Origin of the sequence: Bdellovibrio sp. HCB337 (genome assembly GCF_047302465.1) — a bacterium.
Classification (GTDB): domain Bacteria; phylum Bdellovibrionota; class Bdellovibrionia; order Bdellovibrionales; family Bdellovibrionaceae; genus JACMRP01.
Window position 1 is genome coordinate 2,312,478 of sequence record NZ_CP178621.1, and the last position, 17,951, is coordinate 2,330,428.

At 45.2% G+C, this 17,951-nt stretch carries 20 protein-coding genes; 12 read left to right on the forward strand and 8 right to left on the reverse strand.

Annotated elements, in window-relative coordinates; genetic code table 11:
* Positions 1-1,422, reverse strand: coding sequence for a TolC family protein (locus tag ACLWBB_RS11200; protein WP_413287598.1), 1,422 nt, complete (start codon positions 1,420-1,422; stop codon positions 1-3).
* Positions 1,419-2,087: a TetR/AcrR family transcriptional regulator gene (locus ACLWBB_RS11205; protein WP_413287599.1), complete on the reverse strand. Its 669-nt coding sequence runs from the start codon at positions 2,085-2,087 to the stop codon at positions 1,419-1,421. Before ACLWBB_RS11205 ends, ACLWBB_RS11200 begins: the two co-directional genes overlap by 4 nt.
* 331 nt (positions 2,088-2,418) lie before the next feature.
* Between ACLWBB_RS11205 and ACLWBB_RS11210 the strand changes: the two genes are divergently transcribed.
* Both ACLWBB_RS11210 and ACLWBB_RS11215 read left to right on the forward strand, forming a co-directional pair.
* Positions 2,419-3,321: a DUF1524 domain-containing protein gene (locus tag ACLWBB_RS11210; protein WP_413287600.1), complete on the forward strand. Its 903-nt coding sequence runs from the start codon at positions 2,419-2,421 to the stop codon at positions 3,319-3,321.
* Entirely contained in the window at positions 3,290-3,994 is a 705-nt protein-coding gene (locus ACLWBB_RS11215; protein ID WP_413287601.1) for an RluA family pseudouridine synthase, read from the forward strand. The genes ACLWBB_RS11210 and ACLWBB_RS11215 overlap by 32 nt, the downstream gene beginning before the upstream one ends.
* Positions 3,995-4,190: 196 nt before the next feature.
* Here ACLWBB_RS11215 and ACLWBB_RS11220 read toward each other — a convergent pair whose 3' ends face one another.
* Positions 4,191-4,982: a response regulator gene (locus ACLWBB_RS11220; RefSeq protein ID WP_413287602.1), complete on the reverse strand. Its 792-nt coding sequence runs from the start codon at positions 4,980-4,982 to the stop codon at positions 4,191-4,193.
* Between the two features lie 469 nt (positions 4,983-5,451).
* Between ACLWBB_RS11220 and ACLWBB_RS11225 the strand changes: the two genes are divergently transcribed.
* The 5 genes from ACLWBB_RS11225 to ACLWBB_RS11245 all read left to right on the forward strand — a co-directional run bounded on the left by ACLWBB_RS11225 (position 5,452) and on the right by ACLWBB_RS11245 (position 8,355).
* Positions 5,452-6,147 carry a response regulator transcription factor gene (locus ACLWBB_RS11225; protein ID WP_413287603.1) on the forward strand — a complete coding sequence of 232 codons (696 nt, stop codon included), beginning with the start codon at positions 5,452-5,454 and terminating at the stop codon, positions 6,145-6,147.
* Positions 6,148-6,266: 119 nt separating this feature from the next.
* Positions 6,267-6,806 (forward strand): response regulator, encoded by a 540-nt coding sequence (locus ACLWBB_RS11230; protein WP_413287604.1) that lies wholly within the window; start codon positions 6,267-6,269, stop codon positions 6,804-6,806.
* A complete protein-coding gene (locus ACLWBB_RS11235) occupies positions 6,793-7,128 on the forward strand; it encodes a hypothetical protein (protein WP_413287605.1) in 336 nt (111 codons plus the stop codon). The genes ACLWBB_RS11230 and ACLWBB_RS11235 overlap by 14 nt, the downstream gene beginning before the upstream one ends.
* 18 nt (positions 7,129-7,146) lie before the next feature.
* On the forward strand, positions 7,147-7,956 hold the full coding sequence (locus ACLWBB_RS11240) for a winged helix-turn-helix domain-containing protein (protein WP_413287606.1): 810 nt from the start codon (positions 7,147-7,149) through the stop codon (positions 7,954-7,956).
* 3 nt (positions 7,957-7,959) lie between these two features.
* On the forward strand, positions 7,960-8,355 hold the full coding sequence (locus ACLWBB_RS11245) for an HPF/RaiA family ribosome-associated protein (RefSeq protein WP_413287607.1): 396 nt from the start codon (positions 7,960-7,962) through the stop codon (positions 8,353-8,355).
* A 93-nt stretch (positions 8,356-8,448) separates the two neighbouring features.
* Here the strand turns inward: ACLWBB_RS11245 and ACLWBB_RS11250 are convergent, their stop codons facing one another.
* From ACLWBB_RS11250 to ACLWBB_RS11265, 4 genes are read right to left on the reverse strand one after another with little or no spacing between them, the layout of a single operon-like run.
* Positions 8,449-8,802 carry an Hpt domain-containing protein gene (locus ACLWBB_RS11250; RefSeq protein WP_413287608.1) on the reverse strand — a complete coding sequence of 118 codons (354 nt, stop codon included), beginning with the start codon at positions 8,800-8,802 and terminating at the stop codon, positions 8,449-8,451.
* Positions 8,803-8,823: 21 nt separating this feature from the next.
* A complete protein-coding gene (locus ACLWBB_RS11255; RefSeq protein ID WP_413287609.1) occupies positions 8,824-9,525 on the reverse strand; it encodes a response regulator transcription factor in 702 nt (233 codons plus the stop codon).
* A 21-nt stretch (positions 9,526-9,546) separates the two neighbouring features.
* On the reverse strand, positions 9,547-10,308 hold the full coding sequence (locus ACLWBB_RS11260; RefSeq protein WP_413287610.1) for a response regulator: 762 nt from the start codon (positions 10,306-10,308) through the stop codon (positions 9,547-9,549).
* A gap of 1 nt (position 10,309) precedes the next feature.
* On the reverse strand, positions 10,310-10,810 hold the full coding sequence (locus ACLWBB_RS11265) for a hypothetical protein (protein ID WP_413287611.1): 501 nt from the start codon (positions 10,808-10,810) through the stop codon (positions 10,310-10,312).
* Between the two features lie 236 nt (positions 10,811-11,046).
* Between ACLWBB_RS11265 and ACLWBB_RS11270 the strand changes: the two genes are divergently transcribed.
* From ACLWBB_RS11270 to ACLWBB_RS11290, 5 genes are read left to right on the forward strand one after another with little or no spacing between them, the layout of a single operon-like run.
* A complete protein-coding gene (locus tag ACLWBB_RS11270) occupies positions 11,047-13,329 on the forward strand; it encodes an ATP-binding protein (protein ID WP_413287612.1) in 2,283 nt (760 codons plus the stop codon).
* Positions 13,326-14,396 (forward strand): trypsin-like serine peptidase, encoded by a 1,071-nt coding sequence (locus ACLWBB_RS11275; RefSeq protein ID WP_413287613.1) that lies wholly within the window; start codon positions 13,326-13,328, stop codon positions 14,394-14,396. The genes ACLWBB_RS11270 and ACLWBB_RS11275 overlap by 4 nt, the downstream gene beginning before the upstream one ends.
* 58 nt (positions 14,397-14,454) lie before the next feature.
* Positions 14,455-15,108, forward strand: coding sequence for a class II aldolase/adducin family protein (locus ACLWBB_RS11280; RefSeq protein ID WP_413287614.1), 654 nt, complete (start codon positions 14,455-14,457; stop codon positions 15,106-15,108).
* Complete coding sequence (mtnA, locus tag ACLWBB_RS11285) at positions 15,105-16,142, forward strand: S-methyl-5-thioribose-1-phosphate isomerase (protein WP_413287615.1); 1,038 nt, start codon at positions 15,105-15,107, stop codon at positions 16,140-16,142. The genes ACLWBB_RS11280 and mtnA overlap by 4 nt, the downstream gene beginning before the upstream one ends.
* Positions 16,143-16,144: 2 nt before the next feature.
* Positions 16,145-16,990 carry an MTAP family purine nucleoside phosphorylase gene (locus ACLWBB_RS11290; protein ID WP_413287616.1) on the forward strand — a complete coding sequence of 282 codons (846 nt, stop codon included), beginning with the start codon at positions 16,145-16,147 and terminating at the stop codon, positions 16,988-16,990.
* Between the two features lie 2 nt (positions 16,991-16,992).
* On the opposite strand, the gene ACLWBB_RS11295 is transcribed toward ACLWBB_RS11290, so the two are convergent.
* A complete protein-coding gene (locus ACLWBB_RS11295; RefSeq protein ID WP_413287617.1) occupies positions 16,993-17,946 on the reverse strand; it encodes a DsbA family protein in 954 nt (317 codons plus the stop codon).
* Positions 17,947-17,951: the final 5 nt, after the last annotated feature.

The window sequence follows — 17,951 nt, forward strand, 5'->3', positions numbered from 1 at the left end:
TTACTCGTTCAAAGGGACAAAAAGGCGACTCTGAGCTTCCATCTTACGAGCTTCTGCACGCAGACGATTCAGAGTTAGAATGGACGTCGATGCATCTTCCTCGGCCGTAATAACGTCTGAGGTGATCGCACGACCGCGACTAAGCTTCAAAGACTGTTCTTTAGCGCGCGAAATATTTAATTGAGTGATACGCTCCGCAGTCGTGATTTGCTTAAGCATTTCATCGTAGCGACGTTGCAATTCACCCCAAGAGTATTCACTCTCTAGCATTTTTCTTTCGCTCTTAAGTTGCGCTGACAACGCCTCTTTGCGCGCTAAAGACTCTTGGGAAACTTTTGCGTCTGTATCAAACATATAGACAAACTTAAGTCCCAATTTCGCGGTCGGAATATCAAGGTTGTTAATCTTATTCAGCGCTTCGGTCGAGGAATCCTGAATATTCGAGTTCGTGTTATAAGCACCTTCTAAAACCAAATCCGGTTTCAAAGCGTCACGCACCTCTTGGGCCCCAAGATTGCGAGTCTTCGCCTCAAGCGCCGCTAAGTATGCATCCAGGCGCACGACTTTTCCATTGGTAGCACCGACAAGACCACGAATATCACGTGCCTTTTTAACGTCTGAAGTTAAAGCAGGAAGTTTTTCTTTGTCATCCATTTCTAAAAACAGACGGATGTTCTTTTCAGCCGCTACCAACTGATCTCGCGTCGAAGCTAGCAATAAATCTCGAGAGGCTGTCAATGCCTGAGCATTTAGGTAATCCGCTTTATCCGCGATTCCATCTGAGTAACGACGTTTCAACCATGTTTCAATACGTTTTGATCTTTCAAGAGACTCTTCACGCGCCTTAGACTCATCCAGCTGAAGGAGATAAGCCCAGTAAGCACTTTCAGCCTCAAACAAGATCTGACGTTGTTGAAGATTGTAACTTTGTTTTTCCAACGTCGCCGCAGTCGCTTCGCGCTGTTGACGAAGACGAGTGCCGCTACCAAATGCGTTTTTCCACAAAGACTGGCGCAAAGAAATTCCCAAACTTCCGGCATGATAATCCGAAAGATAGGCTGGATATCCTGCAGGCACATTGTCGATCTCATTGTGCTGAACGTTGGCACTGATCGATGCCAAAGTCCCCGTCGAGAATTCTTTGGCTACACCAACACTGTATTGTTCAGACTTAAGCTTCGTTCCCAACGTTTGCGGCTGAGCCTCGTCGCTGAGGTAGCCCCCAGACATCGTCAGGACCGGAGACAAGCCAATGTCCCCTGCTTCGCGACGATCCTCAGCAGCCTCTGTCGAGACATCCAAAGATTGAAACTCTTTATTTCTTTTCTTAACTTCCACCAAAAACTCATCCAGCGACATCGCCGATACTGAGAAGTGAGTGAAAATCAAACCCATCAAAAGGGAGTATTTTAGATTTTTCATGTGAAGATCCCTTGTACAAAAATAGTAACGAGTTGCTTTTCAAATTCTTTAAAATTTTGCGTATGCACCATTGGCGACTGAGTCAGTTGAAGCTGGCAGGCCATGATATTGTGAAAGCCAATGATGGCCTCTTGCAAAAACAAAAACACCAGAAGCGGGTTTAAATCTTTGCGCACAAACCCTTTTTTCTGAGCCTTCACCATCACCTGAATTAAACTTTCTCCGATCGGAGTAAAAGTCTCTTCATAGATTTCGCGAGCAAAAGGCAAGGCTGCAAGGCGTTCGCGCTGCATGATCACGCTCATATATGGATAACGTTCACGAATGTCCGAAAAACTCGAAACCATCATCATGAAGACTCTCTCGAGGTTTTCTTTCGAGGACTCTTTGGATTCAGAAGTCTTGATGACTTTTTCGATTTCACTTCGGATTGTTTGGGCAAAGTTATGAATGAGTTCTGTATAGAGCCCCTCTTTGCCGCCGAAATAATAGCTGATTAAACTCAAATTGAGGCCCGCTGCCTTCGAGATATCCCGAACGCTGGTTCCCTCTAAACCCTTCTCGGCAAAAAGCTTGGCCGCGACTTCAAGAATGCGCGCCTTTGCACCGAGATCTTCGGAGGATTTTGCAGACGATGTTCTGTGACCAACCTCTTTCGAACTCATGTCAAAAATGGTAGTTCAAACGTTCGTTTAACACAAACCAATTAAACGAGCGTTTGAGGTCTATTCAAAAATCTGGCCTCAACACGGACTCAAGACTTTAAATCTGCACATGAATCAAGCAAATATGCTCAAAAATAAATATAGGATGCCGAGCCATTAAGCATTCGCTCTTCCTGACAAATTACTAACACGCACCATGGACGTTTTTGCTTGAAACTCTCTATCGAACTGGAGTTAATGGGTTCCACAGACAACGGTTTTTTGAGCTCTATTAAGAGGGGACGAGTTCACAATGCACATCTGTTCTAAGCCACGCTTTGTAAAAAGCCCGATGCAAAGTTCATTATCTGGTACCGCATCCATCTTGATGGCTTTGACGGCCCTTTGGGTTGTCATTTTCACAGGATCTGTAGGACAGGCTCAAGCTACCGAGCCAAACCTTGATTCTTACGCGCCTACCCAGTTACCTATTCAAGAATATTACACCGTCAACGAAGCCCAAGCGACTTTCACGGCAGCACCGCAAAGCACGGACATGTCGCCGTTAAGCATGGCTCGCATTGACGAGCTCACGCAGATGGCAAGAAGCCTTGCCGTGAATCTATTAAGTTGGACCCTGCATCCGGAAGCTCCTGAGATGCCTGACGAGAAATACCAACGCCAGCATCACTTCGGCCGCTGGATCAACGATCCAACAGATGAAACTTGCTACAACACTCGCGCAAAAGTGTTGATCCGCGATTCTGAAGGACCTGTTTCTTTCAAAGAAAAAAACCACTGCCTTGTTGAAAAAGGCGACTGGGCGGATCCTTACGCTGGCGACATGATTACTGAATCAAAAAACATTCAGATCGACCACATGGTTCCATTAAAACATGCCTATATTACTGGAGCATGGGAGTGGGACTATCAAACTCGCTGCACCTACGCAAACTTCATGGGAAACAATTTCCACCTGATCACTGCCAACGGTCGTGAAAATATGCGTAAGGGCGACAGAGGCCCAGATCAATACTTGCCACCAAACCAAGCCTATCGCTGCGAATACTTGAAGAACTGGCTGAAGATTAAACTTATCTGGCAGCTCAAGATGACTCCGACCGAAATCAGCGCCATTCGTCGTACTTTTGAAGAGAACGACTGTCAGCTCAAAGACTTCTCGTTGTCTCAGCGCGAGCTTAAGCGCCAACGCAAGCTCATCCATGCCAACAACGACGTCTGCCCTATCCGCTAAAATCAAAATCTTATTCGAAGACGACATTCTGATCGTCATCGATAAGCCGGCAGGCCTGCCGACGCAGGCGACGCTTGATAAAACCCGTCCACATGTCTATGGAATTTTGCAGACTCAGCTGCAGGCAGAACACCCGGGCTCTTATTTGGCGCTTCACCACCGCTTGGACAAAGATACTTCGGGCGTGCTGCTTTTCTGCAAAGACAAAAGCTACAACCAGAAAATCAGCGACATGTTCAAGCAACATCAGTTTGAAAAAATCTATTTAGCGCTGACCGAACCTGGAAAGGCTAAGAAATCTTGGCAGGTTAAAAATTACTTAACGGAAAAACCAGCGCCCCGCAGTCGCCGCATGAGTTTACACAGCGTGAGGTCCGGCGGAAACCTGGCCATCACGGATTTTCAATTATTGGAAACTCATAAAAAAGGGTTTTTGATTGAGGCCCGACCACGCACAGGACGAATGCACCAAATCCGGGTGCACTTGGCCGAAGCCGGACTTCCGATCTTAGGGGACGATCTGTACAACACGCCTCAGGGCGCCGCAAAGGCCCCTAGAATGATGCTTCATGCATACCGACTGGTCTTCCCCCACCCACGCACGCACGAGTCCATTACGGTCACGAGCGAACCGCCAAAAGATTTTCAAAATACTTTGGGAAAATTGGATTAGAAAAAAAACAGGGGGAAGACTCTTCATCTCCCCCCCTGAAACAATCTATTGTTTCACCTTGCGCCCACAATCCATTGGGGTTTTTTATCAGTCCTTACTCAACCAGATTATCTCGGACAATTCTCGTCCTCGACTGTAGGTTTCATGCACAAGGATCTTCTGTTTTATTTCACTAGATTCAACGGTTTATACCGTCTCACATCAGTACATTGGAAACTTGACTAAGATTTTGACAGTAGTCGATGAAGTGTTTTCGTGAACCTTCGTACTCACGACACATTTCTTCATGCAGTCTTTTCGCACGCAAGCTATCTAAACCTTCTTCGTGTTCCATCAAAATGCAAAACTTCTCGAAGCGAAAAGCTCCCAGCTGGGCCGCGCTGGATTTTAACATGTGAGCTTTTTTGCGAATGCGTTCTATGTCCCCGTCCAAAATAAGATCTCTCATCTTGAACAACTCTTCCTGAGTATTTTCTGAATAAATTTGTAAAAGCGAGCGTAGCAAATTCTGGTGACTGTCGTCGAAGATACGAATCTTCTCTAGGGCTGCCAGATCCAAGATTGGAAGCGACTCGTAAATACGCCCCGCCCACTCTCTGATTTTTGCATGCAATTGGTCATAGGTCACAGGCTTCATGATGAAGTCGTTCATGCCCGACTGAAGACTACTTTCGCTGTCAGACTCAAACATTCCTGCGGAATAAGCGATGATTGGAATCTGAGAAAAGCGCTCTTTACTCTGACGAATGGTCTTTGACGCCTCAAATCCATTCATGTCTCTCATGTAGCAATCCATGAGTACTAAATCGAAGTACTCATTACGAAGGGACTCGATCACCTCGCGACCGCCAGAAACGATCTTAAATGAGATACCCATCTTCTCTAGCATCTTCTGGACAATCTTCTGATTAATCAGATTGTCTTCCGCAACTAGAACTTTAAAGAATGATAAATCAAGCGTTCCATTCGCTCTAGATATCTGATTCATAGTTTCCATCTCCTTGGTCATAGCTAAACTAATTTCCTTTAGTTCGCAACTTTTCAAAAAATAATCCTGCGCAGTAGCAGCATCCACATAGGACACCGCAGTCGTCTTCACTCGTCGTGGAGTGAATAATCTAACCAATCTCTTCCGTGGCTGACTAAACATATTCTTGTTCATCCCAATTTCGGTTCAATCCCCTTTGTCACTTTCGTGATCCTATTCATTGTTGTTGCGCAAGCTGGTGGGGAAGTTACATGCTGACTAACCGGGCTGGCATATATAAAATTTAATTTATGGGATTACAAGAGGCAACTCGCATTATCTGCTCGAGGAGTCATAATAAAACATCAATTTGATTCTTTTATGGTTTCGATCATCTCAACGGAGTACTATTTACACACCGCACGTATGCGACTGCACAAAACCACTCTGTAAATTGACAGAAAAAACAAGCCGGTGTTTTATGCTCCCCATGGGAATGAAAAGAGTTTTATTCATTGAAGACACGCCAGAGTGCCAGCTCATTCTGCAGAACATTCTCAAAGACTATCAACTTACAATTTGCAACTCTCTCATGGACGCCAAGGAAGCACTTAAGACGGGTCCATTTGAGGCCATAATTCTTGATATCGAACTCCCGGATGGTGACGGGCTGCGCTTTCTTGCTGAGATTCCTGAATCGCAAAAAAATCAATCAGCGATCTTCATTATCAGTAGCAAGACGGCGCTTGCGAATAAAGCAATGGCCTTCACCTATGGCGCTGATGATTTTATTGCAAAGCCCTTTGACCCGATTGAATTAAAAATGCGTGTGGATGCGAAGATCCGCAAGATGCACGATCAAGCGCAACAGACTGCAAATTTCACGATTGAAGACCTGCTGGTCAACGTCGCTGAACAGCGCCTTTATCATGAGGTCTCTGGCAAAACGACCCATATCAACTTCACATCTTTAGAGTTCCGTATCTTTACGTTCCTCTCGAAGAATAAAAATAAAGTTATTAGTCGCGATGAAATTATCAATCACATCTGGGGCGGCCGTGTCTATATCACCGATCGCACTGTGGACGCGCATATCGCGCATATTCGTAAAAAAATCCAAGCGTCGCGTGTAAAAATTGAAACTGTGTTTGGTACTGGATATAAGCTCACAGCGTCTTCTCTCTAGAACGCCACCGGAATCTATTTACGCAACCGAGTCAAACTAGACCTGTTGTGACGATTTCTCCATAAAGAAGTAATACTTTCTCGAAACCTCCATCGGATACTTAACAAAAGGGGGATTCAATGAAAGAGGATTCGACAGTTAAATCGAATGTTTCAAAGCATTTGTCCTATCGAAAAGATCCAGCGAACAACCTCATTGATACATCGCAGATTAACTCCGAGTTTAACGAATATTTGCAGTACTTCCTTGAGCTACAAAAAATCCGCGCCAGCAAAAAAGTTCTGATCGTCGAGGATGATCCGATTTCACTTTTGGGACTGCGCCACATCGTGAAGAACTTCAATCCAGATATCAAGTGCTTTCTGGCTACAACGATCGACGAAGCAATCGATGTTCTTGAAAAAGAGAAATGTGATTTGCTGATCGCCGACTACTATCTTTCTCCAGCAGAAACCGGGCTTGAGCTTTGGGAAATCGTTCGTCAAAAATTTCCGGCCGTAGATGTCGTGATCACTTCAGGAATTGGCAACGAGAAATATCATCAGATCGTAAAAAACTTCGAGTATCCGCCGCCTTTCTTTGACAAGCCATTTTCCCCAGAAAAGTTCAACGGTTACTTAAAAGAAATTTTTGGAGGAGTACACCATGGAAAGGGGTAAAATACCGAATAAGAATATGACCTTGGTGTATCAAAACATCGAGCCTAATTTAGAACTAAAGCTTTTCGTCAGTGGGCAACTAACCTTCCTGCTGGAAAAGTGTCCCAACAACTGCAACCTCACCGCAAAAATAGTGGATCTTGATGATCGCTATTTGGTGCAACTCAATCTTGCTAGTGAACGCGATCTTCTCTTTGCCACCGGCGAAGACGAAGTCATCGCGTCGGCGCTCGATAGTGCGATTACGGATCTGACCGCACAAATGAGATATTGGGAGCGAGGTCAAAACTACGGGACCACTGTTGATTTTGAAGTTTTTTAATTACATGGAGGAATTTAGATGAGCAATATGGATGCGAATCAGCCCACCAATAGCAATCAGCTAGTTAGCGGCTTCCGGGATTACGGTTATCGTACCGTCGAAAAAGCCCCTGACAACCACATACAAAACTTTATCCCCAACGTCTTAGTGATTGAAGACTCGGGCGAGTATCAAGCCATTATCCGTGGCTCGCTGGAAAGAGATCTTCATCTCTTCTTCGCCAGCAACATTAAAGAGGCCCGAGATATTCTTGAAAGTCGCGAAGTCCACTTAATCCTTTTGGACGTCATGCTTCCGGACGGCAGCGGTTTTGATTATTGCAACGACTTGCAAACCAATCCATCTACTGCTCGCATTCCGGTAATATTCCTGACGGGAAAAACCGGCGTGACCGATAAGATCTTGGGGCTGAGCCTTGGGGCCGATGATTACATCACCAAGCCCTTTGTGCCCCTCGAGCTTAAAGCGCGGATAGAATCGAAACTTAAAAAATCTCTGCTTCACGACAGAAATGAACTGCAATTGCAGCGGGGACATTTGCGTTTTGATACTCTTACATATTCTGTTTATGCCATCCATGATGACAAACATGAGCTCATCAACATGACTCCTATCGAGTACCGTATTCTGCTTCACTTAGCCCAAAAACCGGGCCGTATCTTCACGCGGAATCAGTTGATTGACTCCATTTGGGGAGGCACGGTCCATATTAACGAAAGGTCGATCGATAAACATATATACACAGTTAGAAAAAAATTAGGTCCTTACGGAGACTATATAAAAACCATTCCAGGTCTAGGATACCAATTCAATATAGATATGGAGTAAACCATGCGCACCGAAATTTTTTTTAATGGCATCCATCGCTCCGATTACGTCAACGACTTTATCACTGATAAAGTCGAACTTATCACCGACAAGCTGATGTTGGATAAAGATCTCCACGTCGTCGTCCGGGTCGAAAAAGATCGCGAACGCACGTCGACTCGCAGCCCCGTTTTTCAGTGTGAGATCACAGTCAAATCAGGTGTCAGCGATAGAACATTTAAGGTGGTCAAGCAGGACCGCAACCTCTTCCGCGCTATAGTCAAGAGTAGCGACGCCTTAAAGGTTCTGCTCGGCAAGAGCCACGACCGCCTCCGCCAAGAGAACAGACATCTCAGAGCCCCGGAGGTCATCGATATGCTTTCCGAAATAAATCCACCCGCCCCTATTGCCTCGACGTGATGGCACCTTCCAAAACCTAGGGGAAAAACTGAGAGAGCCGCGTATAGCGGCTCACTCGTTTTCTGCAGTCAGTATTTTAAGTCTTTTATAATACTAATGCTTAATATTGAGATAATCTCCATAGGACTGCGAAATCTCGGCATAGTCAGATTCCAGACGATCCGCTAATTTCGACAGTTCCTCTTTGCTCATCTTAGAGCCTTCACGCTCGATGGTCTCGCAAATGCTCGACATGGGTTTGACCCCCATACTCAGGCACCCGGACTTAATGTCATGGGCCTGAAAACGGATGCCCTCAAAGTTTCCTTCGTTGATTGCCGCTTTAAGCTTCGCGATCTTTCCTGGGTAATCGTTGATAAAGATCTGAACGACTTCCCGGGCGACCTGAGGCCCATAGTTGCTTTCAATCGACTTTAAACTTTGAACAGCATCAAACTGCGTCTCCATAGATCCTCCTTGAAATTCAGTTTAGTGTTGTTGTTCAGCTAAAAACTGGTAACCAAGGCCAGGCACTGTTCTAATATACGACGAACATGTCCCAAGCTTTTTACGGATCGAAGAAATGTGTCTGTCAACTGAACGATCTTCAATATAAACAGAATCTCCCCAAACGCTATCGATCAATTGTTCACGGCTCAGTACATAGCCTGGTGACCGAGCCAACTTCAATAGAAGCTTAAACTCGATTGGAGTCATATTAAGCTTCTGATTGCCGTTATTCTCATTCAAATAGATGGAGTAAGTAGAAAGCTCAAACTTCAGGCTGCCACGCTGAAAATAGGTCTCTTCCTTTGCATAATACAAAAACTTCTTAAGTTTGCTCTCAACGCGCGCGCGGAGTTCGAGCACGTCAAACGGTTTCGTCACATAGTCTTCCGCTCCAAGCGCAAGCCCAAGGACTTTATCACCCACGCCAATTTTTCCCGTTAGGAAAATCACCGGAATTTTTTGGGTGGAATCTTGACTCTGCAAAGTGGTACAGAAATCAAAACCACTTCCGTCCGGAAGGCTCACGTCCAGCAAAATAAGATGGACTTCGTTTTTAGACAAAATTTCTTCTGCCTCTTTCAGAGACCCCGCCAGCAGCAGTGAACACGTTTGGCTCAGCGCTGTCTTTAGGAATGGGTGAATCTCTTTTGAATCATCGACTGCAAGTACTGTTGGCATCATAGGTTCCCTTTTCTCCTTCACTTAATTCAACATTGTTTTTTCTTTAATCTTCTTAAGACTGTCTAAAAATAAATCGGTTGTTTTGCGGATTGAATCATAAGTACTTGTCTTTTGCAGGTACCCAATCTTCCTAAAAGTTTTACTTTTTGGAAATACGATCTGCGATCTTGGACTTGCAGAATAGATCAGTACCGGCACTTTTTTATTTTGAACACCGGTCGCACTCAAGTCTGCAGTCTCGTCGAGCATTTTGATTGTCTGTAAACCGTTCATAGATGGCATATTCCAATCGAGGATAATCAAGTCGTACGCGTGTTCGAAAATTTCATCGACAGCGTCTTGACCATTCTCCACGACATGGGTTTCGCATCCTCGTTGAGTCAAACAAGACTCAATCAACTTCACTGATATAGGATCGTCATCCACGATGAGCACTTTGAAAGGTGCTCCTGGCTCGATCCCACTTAAATTGCGCGTCTCCCGCCACGCCTTGATTTGGTCATACATCTGCGATGCTGACAAATTTACACTTTCCCCCAATGTCCTCTCCTCACAATATGCTAAGAACTGACCCATCACGTGGCGGACTAATATTTCGACCGCAAAACGGGATCCCAGATCCTTAACCCGTGCCTGAATAAACGAATTATCCGGGCACATATCAACGACCTTAGCCAGCTTGGTTCTAATCATAAATTCAATTTTTGGATTCGGCGCCATCCCTTCAAAGAGGATATCCATTTGGTTCGAAAGCTCCGAGCCTCTAGGTTTCATCATTTCCATTTTAACCTCCGAATACGTTCTCAAAAAAGTGTCTGATACGCGACGAGAGCGGATGGGAGGAGCGGGCCCCATAGCCGCTCGTTTTTTCCAGCATGTCGTAGTACTCTCGGTCATTTATATGGGACAGTATAATAACCTCCATATGAGGGTAGCGGGCGCGAACACGCTCCCAATATTCGTAATCAATCTCATCTTCTGATAAATAGTAGTTCGCAATGAGCAGATCACAGCTCTTAAGTTCTAAGCTGGAATCAATTTCATCGACTGAGTCCACAGCCCAACATTGGGCTTCTTGATTGGCCTCACGGATCATATCCGTCATGGCCTTTTGGATGCGGGGGTCTTCTTCAGCTACTAATATAGCTTTCTTGTTCAAGACCCTTTCAAAGTTGAAAAAGTGGCGTTTGAGGTATTCTTGATATTCAGAGACATTAACAGCTATGTTCCCTAGCGTCTGCTCTATGAGTTTATGATCGCTTTCCTGCAAATTATAGAGATCCATGATATCCCCCTCATGAATAACCGAGAAAAATCCCTCTTGTTATAGGTCATATTATTATTCCGTAAAGGGGTCGAAGTGGTGTGAAATTGCTATGAAGAAATTTCGACAACTGATCGGGATTTTGCGAACACCCTTTCGAATAGATTCGAAGAAACCTTAACAACTGTTATTTTTTCTTCAAAAGGCCATTCAGAAATTTGTTTTTCTTCAAAGAGGCTTTATTGTCTGTCTTGAATATGTTTCGACTAATTAGAAAAAACCCAACAGTAAGAACGCCTTTTGCACCAAAGCTTTCATACATCTTTTTGATGTTCTTCGTCGTCGTATTCGCCGGCGGAAGCTCTGTCCTGTACTTTAAGACATTGCCAGACAGTCGCCTAGAGCGCTCCATCACAGATAAAGCAGATCCTTACTATATTGCTTCTGAGAATCTTCACTACTTTGATCGCTTCCTTATTGGTTTAGGTCTGTATGGACGTCAACTCTTACACCGTGAAGAGCTCTTAGAGCGTTACAATACGTTAAAGCATCATATTGAGCTCTATGAAAAAGATCGTGATCTTTACCAGGATCTTTCCGAAATTCCGGGTGCCCTAAAGAACCTTAAAGACTTAAGCGAAACCCTGGATGAATTAAAACCAGCTATCTTTAAAGCACGCGCTGAAGACCGTCGCACGTTAGACCTTATCTATGACTCTTTGTCGCCGTTTGAAAATCGCCTGCAAGAAGTCGCAGCTACGATTAACTCTAATGAAACGCAAGCACGCACGGCTCGTTTTGAAAAACAAGCACGCTCGCATCGCCTTTTAGGCTGGACCCTTTTAGCAATCGCCGTTTGTAGTATTTTGCTTTTGATGATTTCCCACGGGAATATCAAAAACGTCGCTCTTCTATTAGAAACCTCTAAGCATAAGAGTACACGCTTAAAAGAAGCTATCAATCAAACTCAACGAGCTAATCGTGCAAAATCAGAATTCTTGGCGACGATGAGCCATGAAATTCGTACACCTCTCAATGCCATCGTAGGTTTTACCTCTCTATTACTTGATACGAAACTTTCTTACGACCAGAAGGACTATGTTCAATCGATCCGCTCTTCAAGTAGTACATTGTTGTCGTTAATCAACGACATCCTTGACGTGTCTAAGATCGAAGCTGGTAAATTAGTTTTGGAATCCATCGAGTTTGATTTGCGCTCTATCTATATGGACATCGCGAATATCGTTGCTGATAACGTCTCTCAGAAAAAGCTAGAGCTAGTTAGCTTCATTGATCCGCGCATCCCGCGCATGATCAAGGGCGACCCCGCGCGTTTGAAGCAAATTATTTTAAATCTGCTCAACAATGCTATCAAGTTCACTCCGAGTGGCAGTATCGCAGTTAAAATCACGCTGCACGCTTTGAACGACAAAAACATCAGCGTCCACTTCGAAGTGAAAGATACCGGCATCGGCATTGAACCGCGCCTATTAAGCCGTCTCTTTAATCCATTTACTCAAGCGGACTCTTCAACTACCCGCCGCTACGGTGGTTCGGGGCTAGGACTTTCTATCTGTAAACAGTTGGCAGAGTCTATGGGTGGCGAAGTCGGCGTAAGTAGTACACCAGGAAAAGGCTCCATTTTCTGGTTCCGTGTTGAAATGGAAACCATCACTATGCAGCCGATGGAAAATCCATTGCCAGAGTCGTTTGCAAACAAAGACGTTCTGATTTTGACCCGCAATCCGGTCTTGCAAGAATATCTGGAATTGCAATTGAAAGAAATCAAGCTCAATCCTTACTCTCCAGCAGGACGAGAAATTACGACAGTGAATGCAACAGCAAAAACGATTGCTATCATTCTAGATCAGGGCAATTTGCCATTTAAACCGGAAGAGCAAACCAAGGTCTTGCGCAATATCTCTAAAAATTTCGAGATCCCTATTGTGTATCTCGTAGAACGCACTCACAATTTGGCTCACTTGTCTCCGATCCAACGTATTAACTATCTAAAGAAGCCCGTTCTTCAGCAGAGTTTGTACAAGTGCTTGTTAGAAGTGCTTCACATCACCAACGTTCGTTGGGAAGAGCCTGCCCGAAGTCCGACTGTAGAAGTTCCGAAGTACGCTGTAGCAAAACCACGCGTACTTCTTGTGGAAGACAACCCGATCAATCAGAAGATCGCTCTTTTGATGCTTGAAAAAATCGGCTGCAACGTAGACGTCGCGGCAAACGGGATCGAAGCCCTTAAAGCGCTTCAGCTGTTCTCTTACGATTTAATTTTCATGGATTGCCAAATGCCAGAGATGGACGGTTACGAAGCAACTCGCCGTATTCGTAAGTTGCAAAAACCGATTTCTGACATTCCTATTATCGCACTTACTGCAAATGCCTTCAAAGAAGATCAGACGAAGTGTATCGATGCCGGTATGAATGATTTCGTGACAAAGCCTGTTGAGTCCAGCACTCTAGAGTCTAAGCTGAATCGTTACATTAAACCGGCGACTTCGCCGCGCACTTCACAAGAGGCCTCTGTTTGAGATTAGGTATTTGCATCATTCTGACTTTCTTGAGCCTGCACACGCAGGCTGCAAATTGGACCAGCATTTATCCTACAGCAAAAACTAGCATTCCAATGATTATGTCCAGTGGTGGCCTGTGTGCAGGGACACTCATTGATAAAGATTTGATTTTAACAGCTGCTCATTGTGTCTATCGCCTTCGCCCCGTGCATGTCAGTTGGCCCGAGAAACCCAAAGAGTTTGAGGGAGCCAAAGTCGTTTCTCTCAATCGCAAAGCAGATCTGGCGCTGATTCAACTTCATAAACCAAGCACACGCGTTTTTTTGACCCTTCTTCCAAAGGGCAAACGCATGCCCGAAGGCAGTCCGATTGCAACCATTGGACATCCATCCATCGGTCGCATTTTCGACAACCCTCCATTTGATGTCGATATGACCTATCTGATGTCGACTGGAATTATTTCTGGCTGGGCCCAGGATGAATTTATCTCGGATATGTCTGTGAGCCCTGGCAATTCTGGTGGGCCTGTTTTTAGTGAAGAGGGCCAAGTCATTGGCGTGGTTTCTCGCAAACGTGTTGATCGTTTTGTGGGTGCCATCGGCTTTTCGGCGTCTTTAGACAAAGTCCACGAGATGCTGGACAACTACAAAGCAAATAAACTTCCCGAAGTGACCTGGCGCCAAGCAAGCTCTAGCGGTAAAGTTTATCTCGCCTATAGCAGTCATCAGTTTTTGAAAGACTACGGTGGTCCGATTGTTTGGTATTTAGGCGCTTTGATGGATTACAAAGACCGCATCCGCTTTGAGCTTGCAACGAACTTCTCGTCGACTCGCAATTTTACCAACTATTCAATGGGTTATAAATGGGCGACCGAGATGGAAAATCATGGAATGATTTATATCAGCCCTACTGTTGAGTTTGTTCACTACCGTCTTGAGCAAGAGAATGACACCGAACTTAAACGGAACAGCACGGGGTTGGGCCTATCCTTGGCGTTGTCGTCGTTCCCTATAAGCCTCAAGTACATAGGATTCAATATGGATGGGGAATATCGAGGCATTACCTCATTCCAGTTCGGCTTTTAGAGCTGACTTGGCGCTCTAACTTTGACCTTTTGCGCAAGTTCCCAGATATTTATGAGCTATGACAACTCCCAGGGAAATTTCTGAACAGATCGTGGAAGTCGCTCGCCGTTTGCATGAGCGCAATATGCTTGCTGCCGCTGATGGCAATATCAGTTTTCGTATCAGCGACCAAGAAATCCTCATAACACCTTCTGGCATCGCCAAAGCGTTTATGAAACCTCAAGAAATGGCGCTCATCACGTTAGATAATAACGTCCTTGCAGGGAAACCTTCCGGGGAGCGTCTTATGCATTTGGAAATTTATAAACAATGTCCTCAAGCGAAAGCCGTGATTCATGCTCATCCGCCGACAGCGATTGCGTGGTCTATTGCCCGCCCCGATCTTAAAGAACTTCCCGCTGATAGTCTTTCAGAAGTGATCTTGGCGACAGGACGTATTCCTTTTGTTCCTTACGCCCGCCCTGGCACTTTGGATATGGGCACTCATATGACTCCGTTTTTGCCTAAACATCGTGCTTTGATTTTATCTCGCCATGGGGCCGTTGCTTGGGGCGAGGATCTTGATGAGGCCTATCGTGGAATGGAACGCATTGAGCATTCCGCGCTGATCTTGGCAAAGGCTGTTCAGCTTGGAGGCCTTACAAGCCTTCCTGCTGAAGAGGTCGCAGTCCTTCATAAAATGCGCGCTGAATTGGGGGATCGTCTTTTATGATGAATATCAAATCCCTTGCTATTGAATTTACCGACGGCAAGTTGCGTATTCTGAACCAGCAACTGCTTCCACATGTTGAATCTTGGATTGAGGTTAAAACCGTTGATCAAATGATCGAAGCCATTAAATCTTTGAAAGTACGTGGAGCTCCGCTGATCGGAGTTGCCGCTGCGTTTGCTTTGGCTCAATCAGCGCTTCAGAAAAAATCTAAAGAAGAACTTCTTAAGAAAGCTCAAGCACTGTATGAAGCCCGCCCTACGGCGGTGAACTTGATGATCTGCATGGATCGCATGAAGAAAGTCCTTCATGAGAATTTCAGTATCGAAAATGTCGTAAAAACGGCTGAAAATATTTTCACCGAGGATTTTACTCTTTGCGAGCGTATTGCGACTCATGGTGCGCAGTTCATTCAAGATGGTGATAATATTCTGACCCATTGTAATACTGGCGGTCTTGCGACTGCGGGTGTCGGCACGGCACTTGGAATTATTCGCAAGGCCCACGAGCAAGGAAAGAAAATCCACGTTTATGTGGATGAAACTCGCCCTTTGCTACAAGGTGGACGTCTAACGACCTGGGAGCTTAAGAAGCTGAATATTCCTTTTACTTTGATCACCGACAATATGGCCGGACATGTGATGAGTCTAGGGAAGGTTCAGAAAATTTTCGTGGGCTCTGATCGCATTGCTTTAAATGGAGATTTTGCCAATAAGATTGGAACTTACTCGGTGGCGGTTCTTGCTCGCCATCACAATGTTCCGTTCTATGTGGCGGCTCCTTACACAACGGTGGATGTCGAGTGCCCGAACGGCAAAGCGATCCCGATTGAACAAAGAAAAGCGGAAGAGGTGCTTGGCGTCTCTGGCAGCTTTGGCGACTCTCCGTCGACCATCGAATGGGCTCCGGAGGGAACTCCGGCTTACAACCCGGCTTTTGATGTGACTCCAGCGCATTTGACGACAGCGTGGATTTTAGACAACGGCGTATTCACCCAGAAAGATATTGAATCTGGGGCTCTTAAGAAAAGGAACTAAGAATGTTTGGCATTATTGGCGGATCTGGTTTTGAAAAATTTGATGAATTTGAAACAGTAGAGCTTTTGAATCGCGAAACCCCGTTCGGCCTTGCCAGCAGCGGCTTTAAAAAAGTCCGTGTGAATGGTGTCGAGTTTTTATTTATCTCTCGTCACGGCGAACACCATGAGCTTCTGCCTACTGAAATCAACTACCGCGCAAATATCTTTGCACTAAAAAACAACGGTGCAAAAGCCATCGTGTCTTTCTCGGCGATTGGCAGCCTTGAAAAAGTCTGCAAACCAGGCGACCTAGTGGTGCCGTACCAATACATTGATCGCACAAAAGGCGTTCGTGCATCAACGTTCTTGGGCGACGGTTTGATTGGACACGTGTCTTTGGCAAAACCGATTTGCGAAATGATGGCCGAGAAACTAAAGCCCCTCACTGCAAAGCAAGGCTTTGAAACTCATTACGCTAAAACTTATGTTTGTATTGAAGGACCTTACTTCTCGACAAAGGCCGAATCCCTGTCGTATCGCCAAATGGGCGCCGAAGTGATCGGCATGAGCAACTTCCCAGAGTACGCATTAGCGCGCGAAGCAGGTCTTCCGTACTTGCCGTGCTGTTTTGTGACTGATTACGACTGCTGGGACGACAACATCCCACACGTTACTGTTGCCGAAGTTATCAACGTTATGAAGGGCAATAACTCAAAGGCATTTTCGTTATTGAAAGAGATCTTGGCTCAAAAAGATTTCTGGGCTGGAAGCTTAGCTCCAGAAGGCGGACTACGTGCTGGCCTCTTTATGCCAAAAGACGCAATCCCCCTCGACAAACGCGGCTGGGTGCAGATTTTGATGAACTAGGGCTACTGCGTAACCAATGTGGTTACAGTGCTCTTTAATGTATCGATGTCGTTGACCTTAGTTCCATTTACGAAATAAGCCGGAGTTTGAGTCAGACCCAATGCTTCGGCGTCTTTGATCTCTTTCGCTAAGAAGTTTTTAGGCTCTTGAGATTGCAAACAGTCATTGAGTTTGCTTTCGTCTACGCCGGCAGACACAGCAACCTTCGTCAGGTTTTCCTTCGTCATGCCCGCTTGTTGATCGAAGAAACGATCGTAGACTGCCCAAAAACGATCTTGCTGTTGAGCGCAGATCGCAACCAACGAAGATTCCTCACCAAGAGGATTAGATGCTACTGGGAAATGGCGATAGACCCAGCGAACTTTGTCGCCGAATTCGTTTTTAATTTCACCCATTGTTAAACGCGAACGATTGCAGATTGGGTTGCCAAAATCACAGAAAACTTGGATCGTCACAGTAGCTGTTGTCGGACCTTGTGTTGGCATATCCGAAGTCGCTTTGACGTCGTATCTTGCAGCACCCAGTTTATTTTTAACATCTAGCTCTTTAAAGACCTGCATTTTATCGATTTGCTTTTGAATACGAGCTTTTTCAGCCACCAAAAATGTTCTGATTTTTTCAGAGTCTGTTTTTGGAATTTTGTTGGCTCTCATATAGTTTTCAAGCTCAGTCTCAGTAACTGTCGTCGTTTCTGTTTTCAAACGATCCGCTACTCTCTGAGCCAAAATGTCTTCAGCAGCTTTCACATAAGAATTAAGGATTTGTTCACGAGCTCTTTCGAACTGAGGCTTCATTTCATCTTTCACATCTTTGGCTGTGATCTTGCCACCTTTGTATTCAAGAATCACTTGATCATCACCCAAAGGCTTTACAAGATCTTGGCTGCGATCGTTGCTATTGTTTTTCGTACATGCCACGAGACCCAAGATGGATACTAACATCAGTGTTTTTTTCATGAAAA

What these genes read in the sequence shown, in the direction of transcription:
- ACLWBB_RS11200 (WP_413287598.1), bottom strand. Translation starts at nt 1,422, where the DNA reads ATGAAAAATCTAAAATACTCCCTTTTGATGGGTTTGATTTTCACTCAC.
- ACLWBB_RS11205 (WP_413287599.1), bottom strand. Translation starts at nt 2,087, where the DNA reads ATGAGTTCGAAAGAGGTTGGTCACAGAACATCGTCTGCAAAATCCTCC.
- ACLWBB_RS11210 (WP_413287600.1), top strand. Translation starts at nt 2,419, where the DNA reads ATGCAAAGTTCATTATCTGGTACCGCATCCATCTTGATGGCTTTGACG.
- ACLWBB_RS11215 (WP_413287601.1), top strand. Translation starts at nt 3,290, where the DNA reads ATGCCAACAACGACGTCTGCCCTATCCGCTAAAATCAAAATCTTATTC.
- ACLWBB_RS11220 (WP_413287602.1), bottom strand. Translation starts at nt 4,982, where the DNA reads ATGAATCAGATATCTAGAGCGAATGGAACGCTTGATTTATCATTCTTT.
- ACLWBB_RS11225 (WP_413287603.1), top strand. Translation starts at nt 5,452, where the DNA reads ATGGGAATGAAAAGAGTTTTATTCATTGAAGACACGCCAGAGTGCCAG.
- ACLWBB_RS11230 (WP_413287604.1), top strand. Translation starts at nt 6,267, where the DNA reads ATGAAAGAGGATTCGACAGTTAAATCGAATGTTTCAAAGCATTTGTCC.
- ACLWBB_RS11235 (WP_413287605.1), top strand. Translation starts at nt 6,793, where the DNA reads ATGGAAAGGGGTAAAATACCGAATAAGAATATGACCTTGGTGTATCAA.
- ACLWBB_RS11240 (WP_413287606.1), top strand. Translation starts at nt 7,147, where the DNA reads ATGAGCAATATGGATGCGAATCAGCCCACCAATAGCAATCAGCTAGTT.
- ACLWBB_RS11245 (WP_413287607.1), top strand. Translation starts at nt 7,960, where the DNA reads ATGCGCACCGAAATTTTTTTTAATGGCATCCATCGCTCCGATTACGTC.
- ACLWBB_RS11250 (WP_413287608.1), bottom strand. Translation starts at nt 8,802, where the DNA reads ATGGAGACGCAGTTTGATGCTGTTCAAAGTTTAAAGTCGATTGAAAGC.
- ACLWBB_RS11255 (WP_413287609.1), bottom strand. Translation starts at nt 9,525, where the DNA reads ATGATGCCAACAGTACTTGCAGTCGATGATTCAAAAGAGATTCACCCA.
- ACLWBB_RS11260 (WP_413287610.1), bottom strand. Translation starts at nt 10,308, where the DNA reads ATGGAAATGATGAAACCTAGAGGCTCGGAGCTTTCGAACCAAATGGAT.
- ACLWBB_RS11265 (WP_413287611.1), bottom strand. Translation starts at nt 10,810, where the DNA reads ATGGATCTCTATAATTTGCAGGAAAGCGATCATAAACTCATAGAGCAG.
- ACLWBB_RS11270 (WP_413287612.1), top strand. Translation starts at nt 11,047, where the DNA reads ATGTTTCGACTAATTAGAAAAAACCCAACAGTAAGAACGCCTTTTGCA.
- ACLWBB_RS11280 (WP_413287614.1), top strand. Translation starts at nt 14,455, where the DNA reads ATGACAACTCCCAGGGAAATTTCTGAACAGATCGTGGAAGTCGCTCGC.
- mtnA (WP_413287615.1), top strand. Translation starts at nt 15,105, where the DNA reads ATGATGAATATCAAATCCCTTGCTATTGAATTTACCGACGGCAAGTTG.
- ACLWBB_RS11290 (WP_413287616.1), top strand. Translation starts at nt 16,145, where the DNA reads ATGTTTGGCATTATTGGCGGATCTGGTTTTGAAAAATTTGATGAATTT.
- ACLWBB_RS11295 (WP_413287617.1), bottom strand. Translation starts at nt 17,946, where the DNA reads ATGAAAAAAACACTGATGTTAGTATCCATCTTGGGTCTCGTGGCATGT.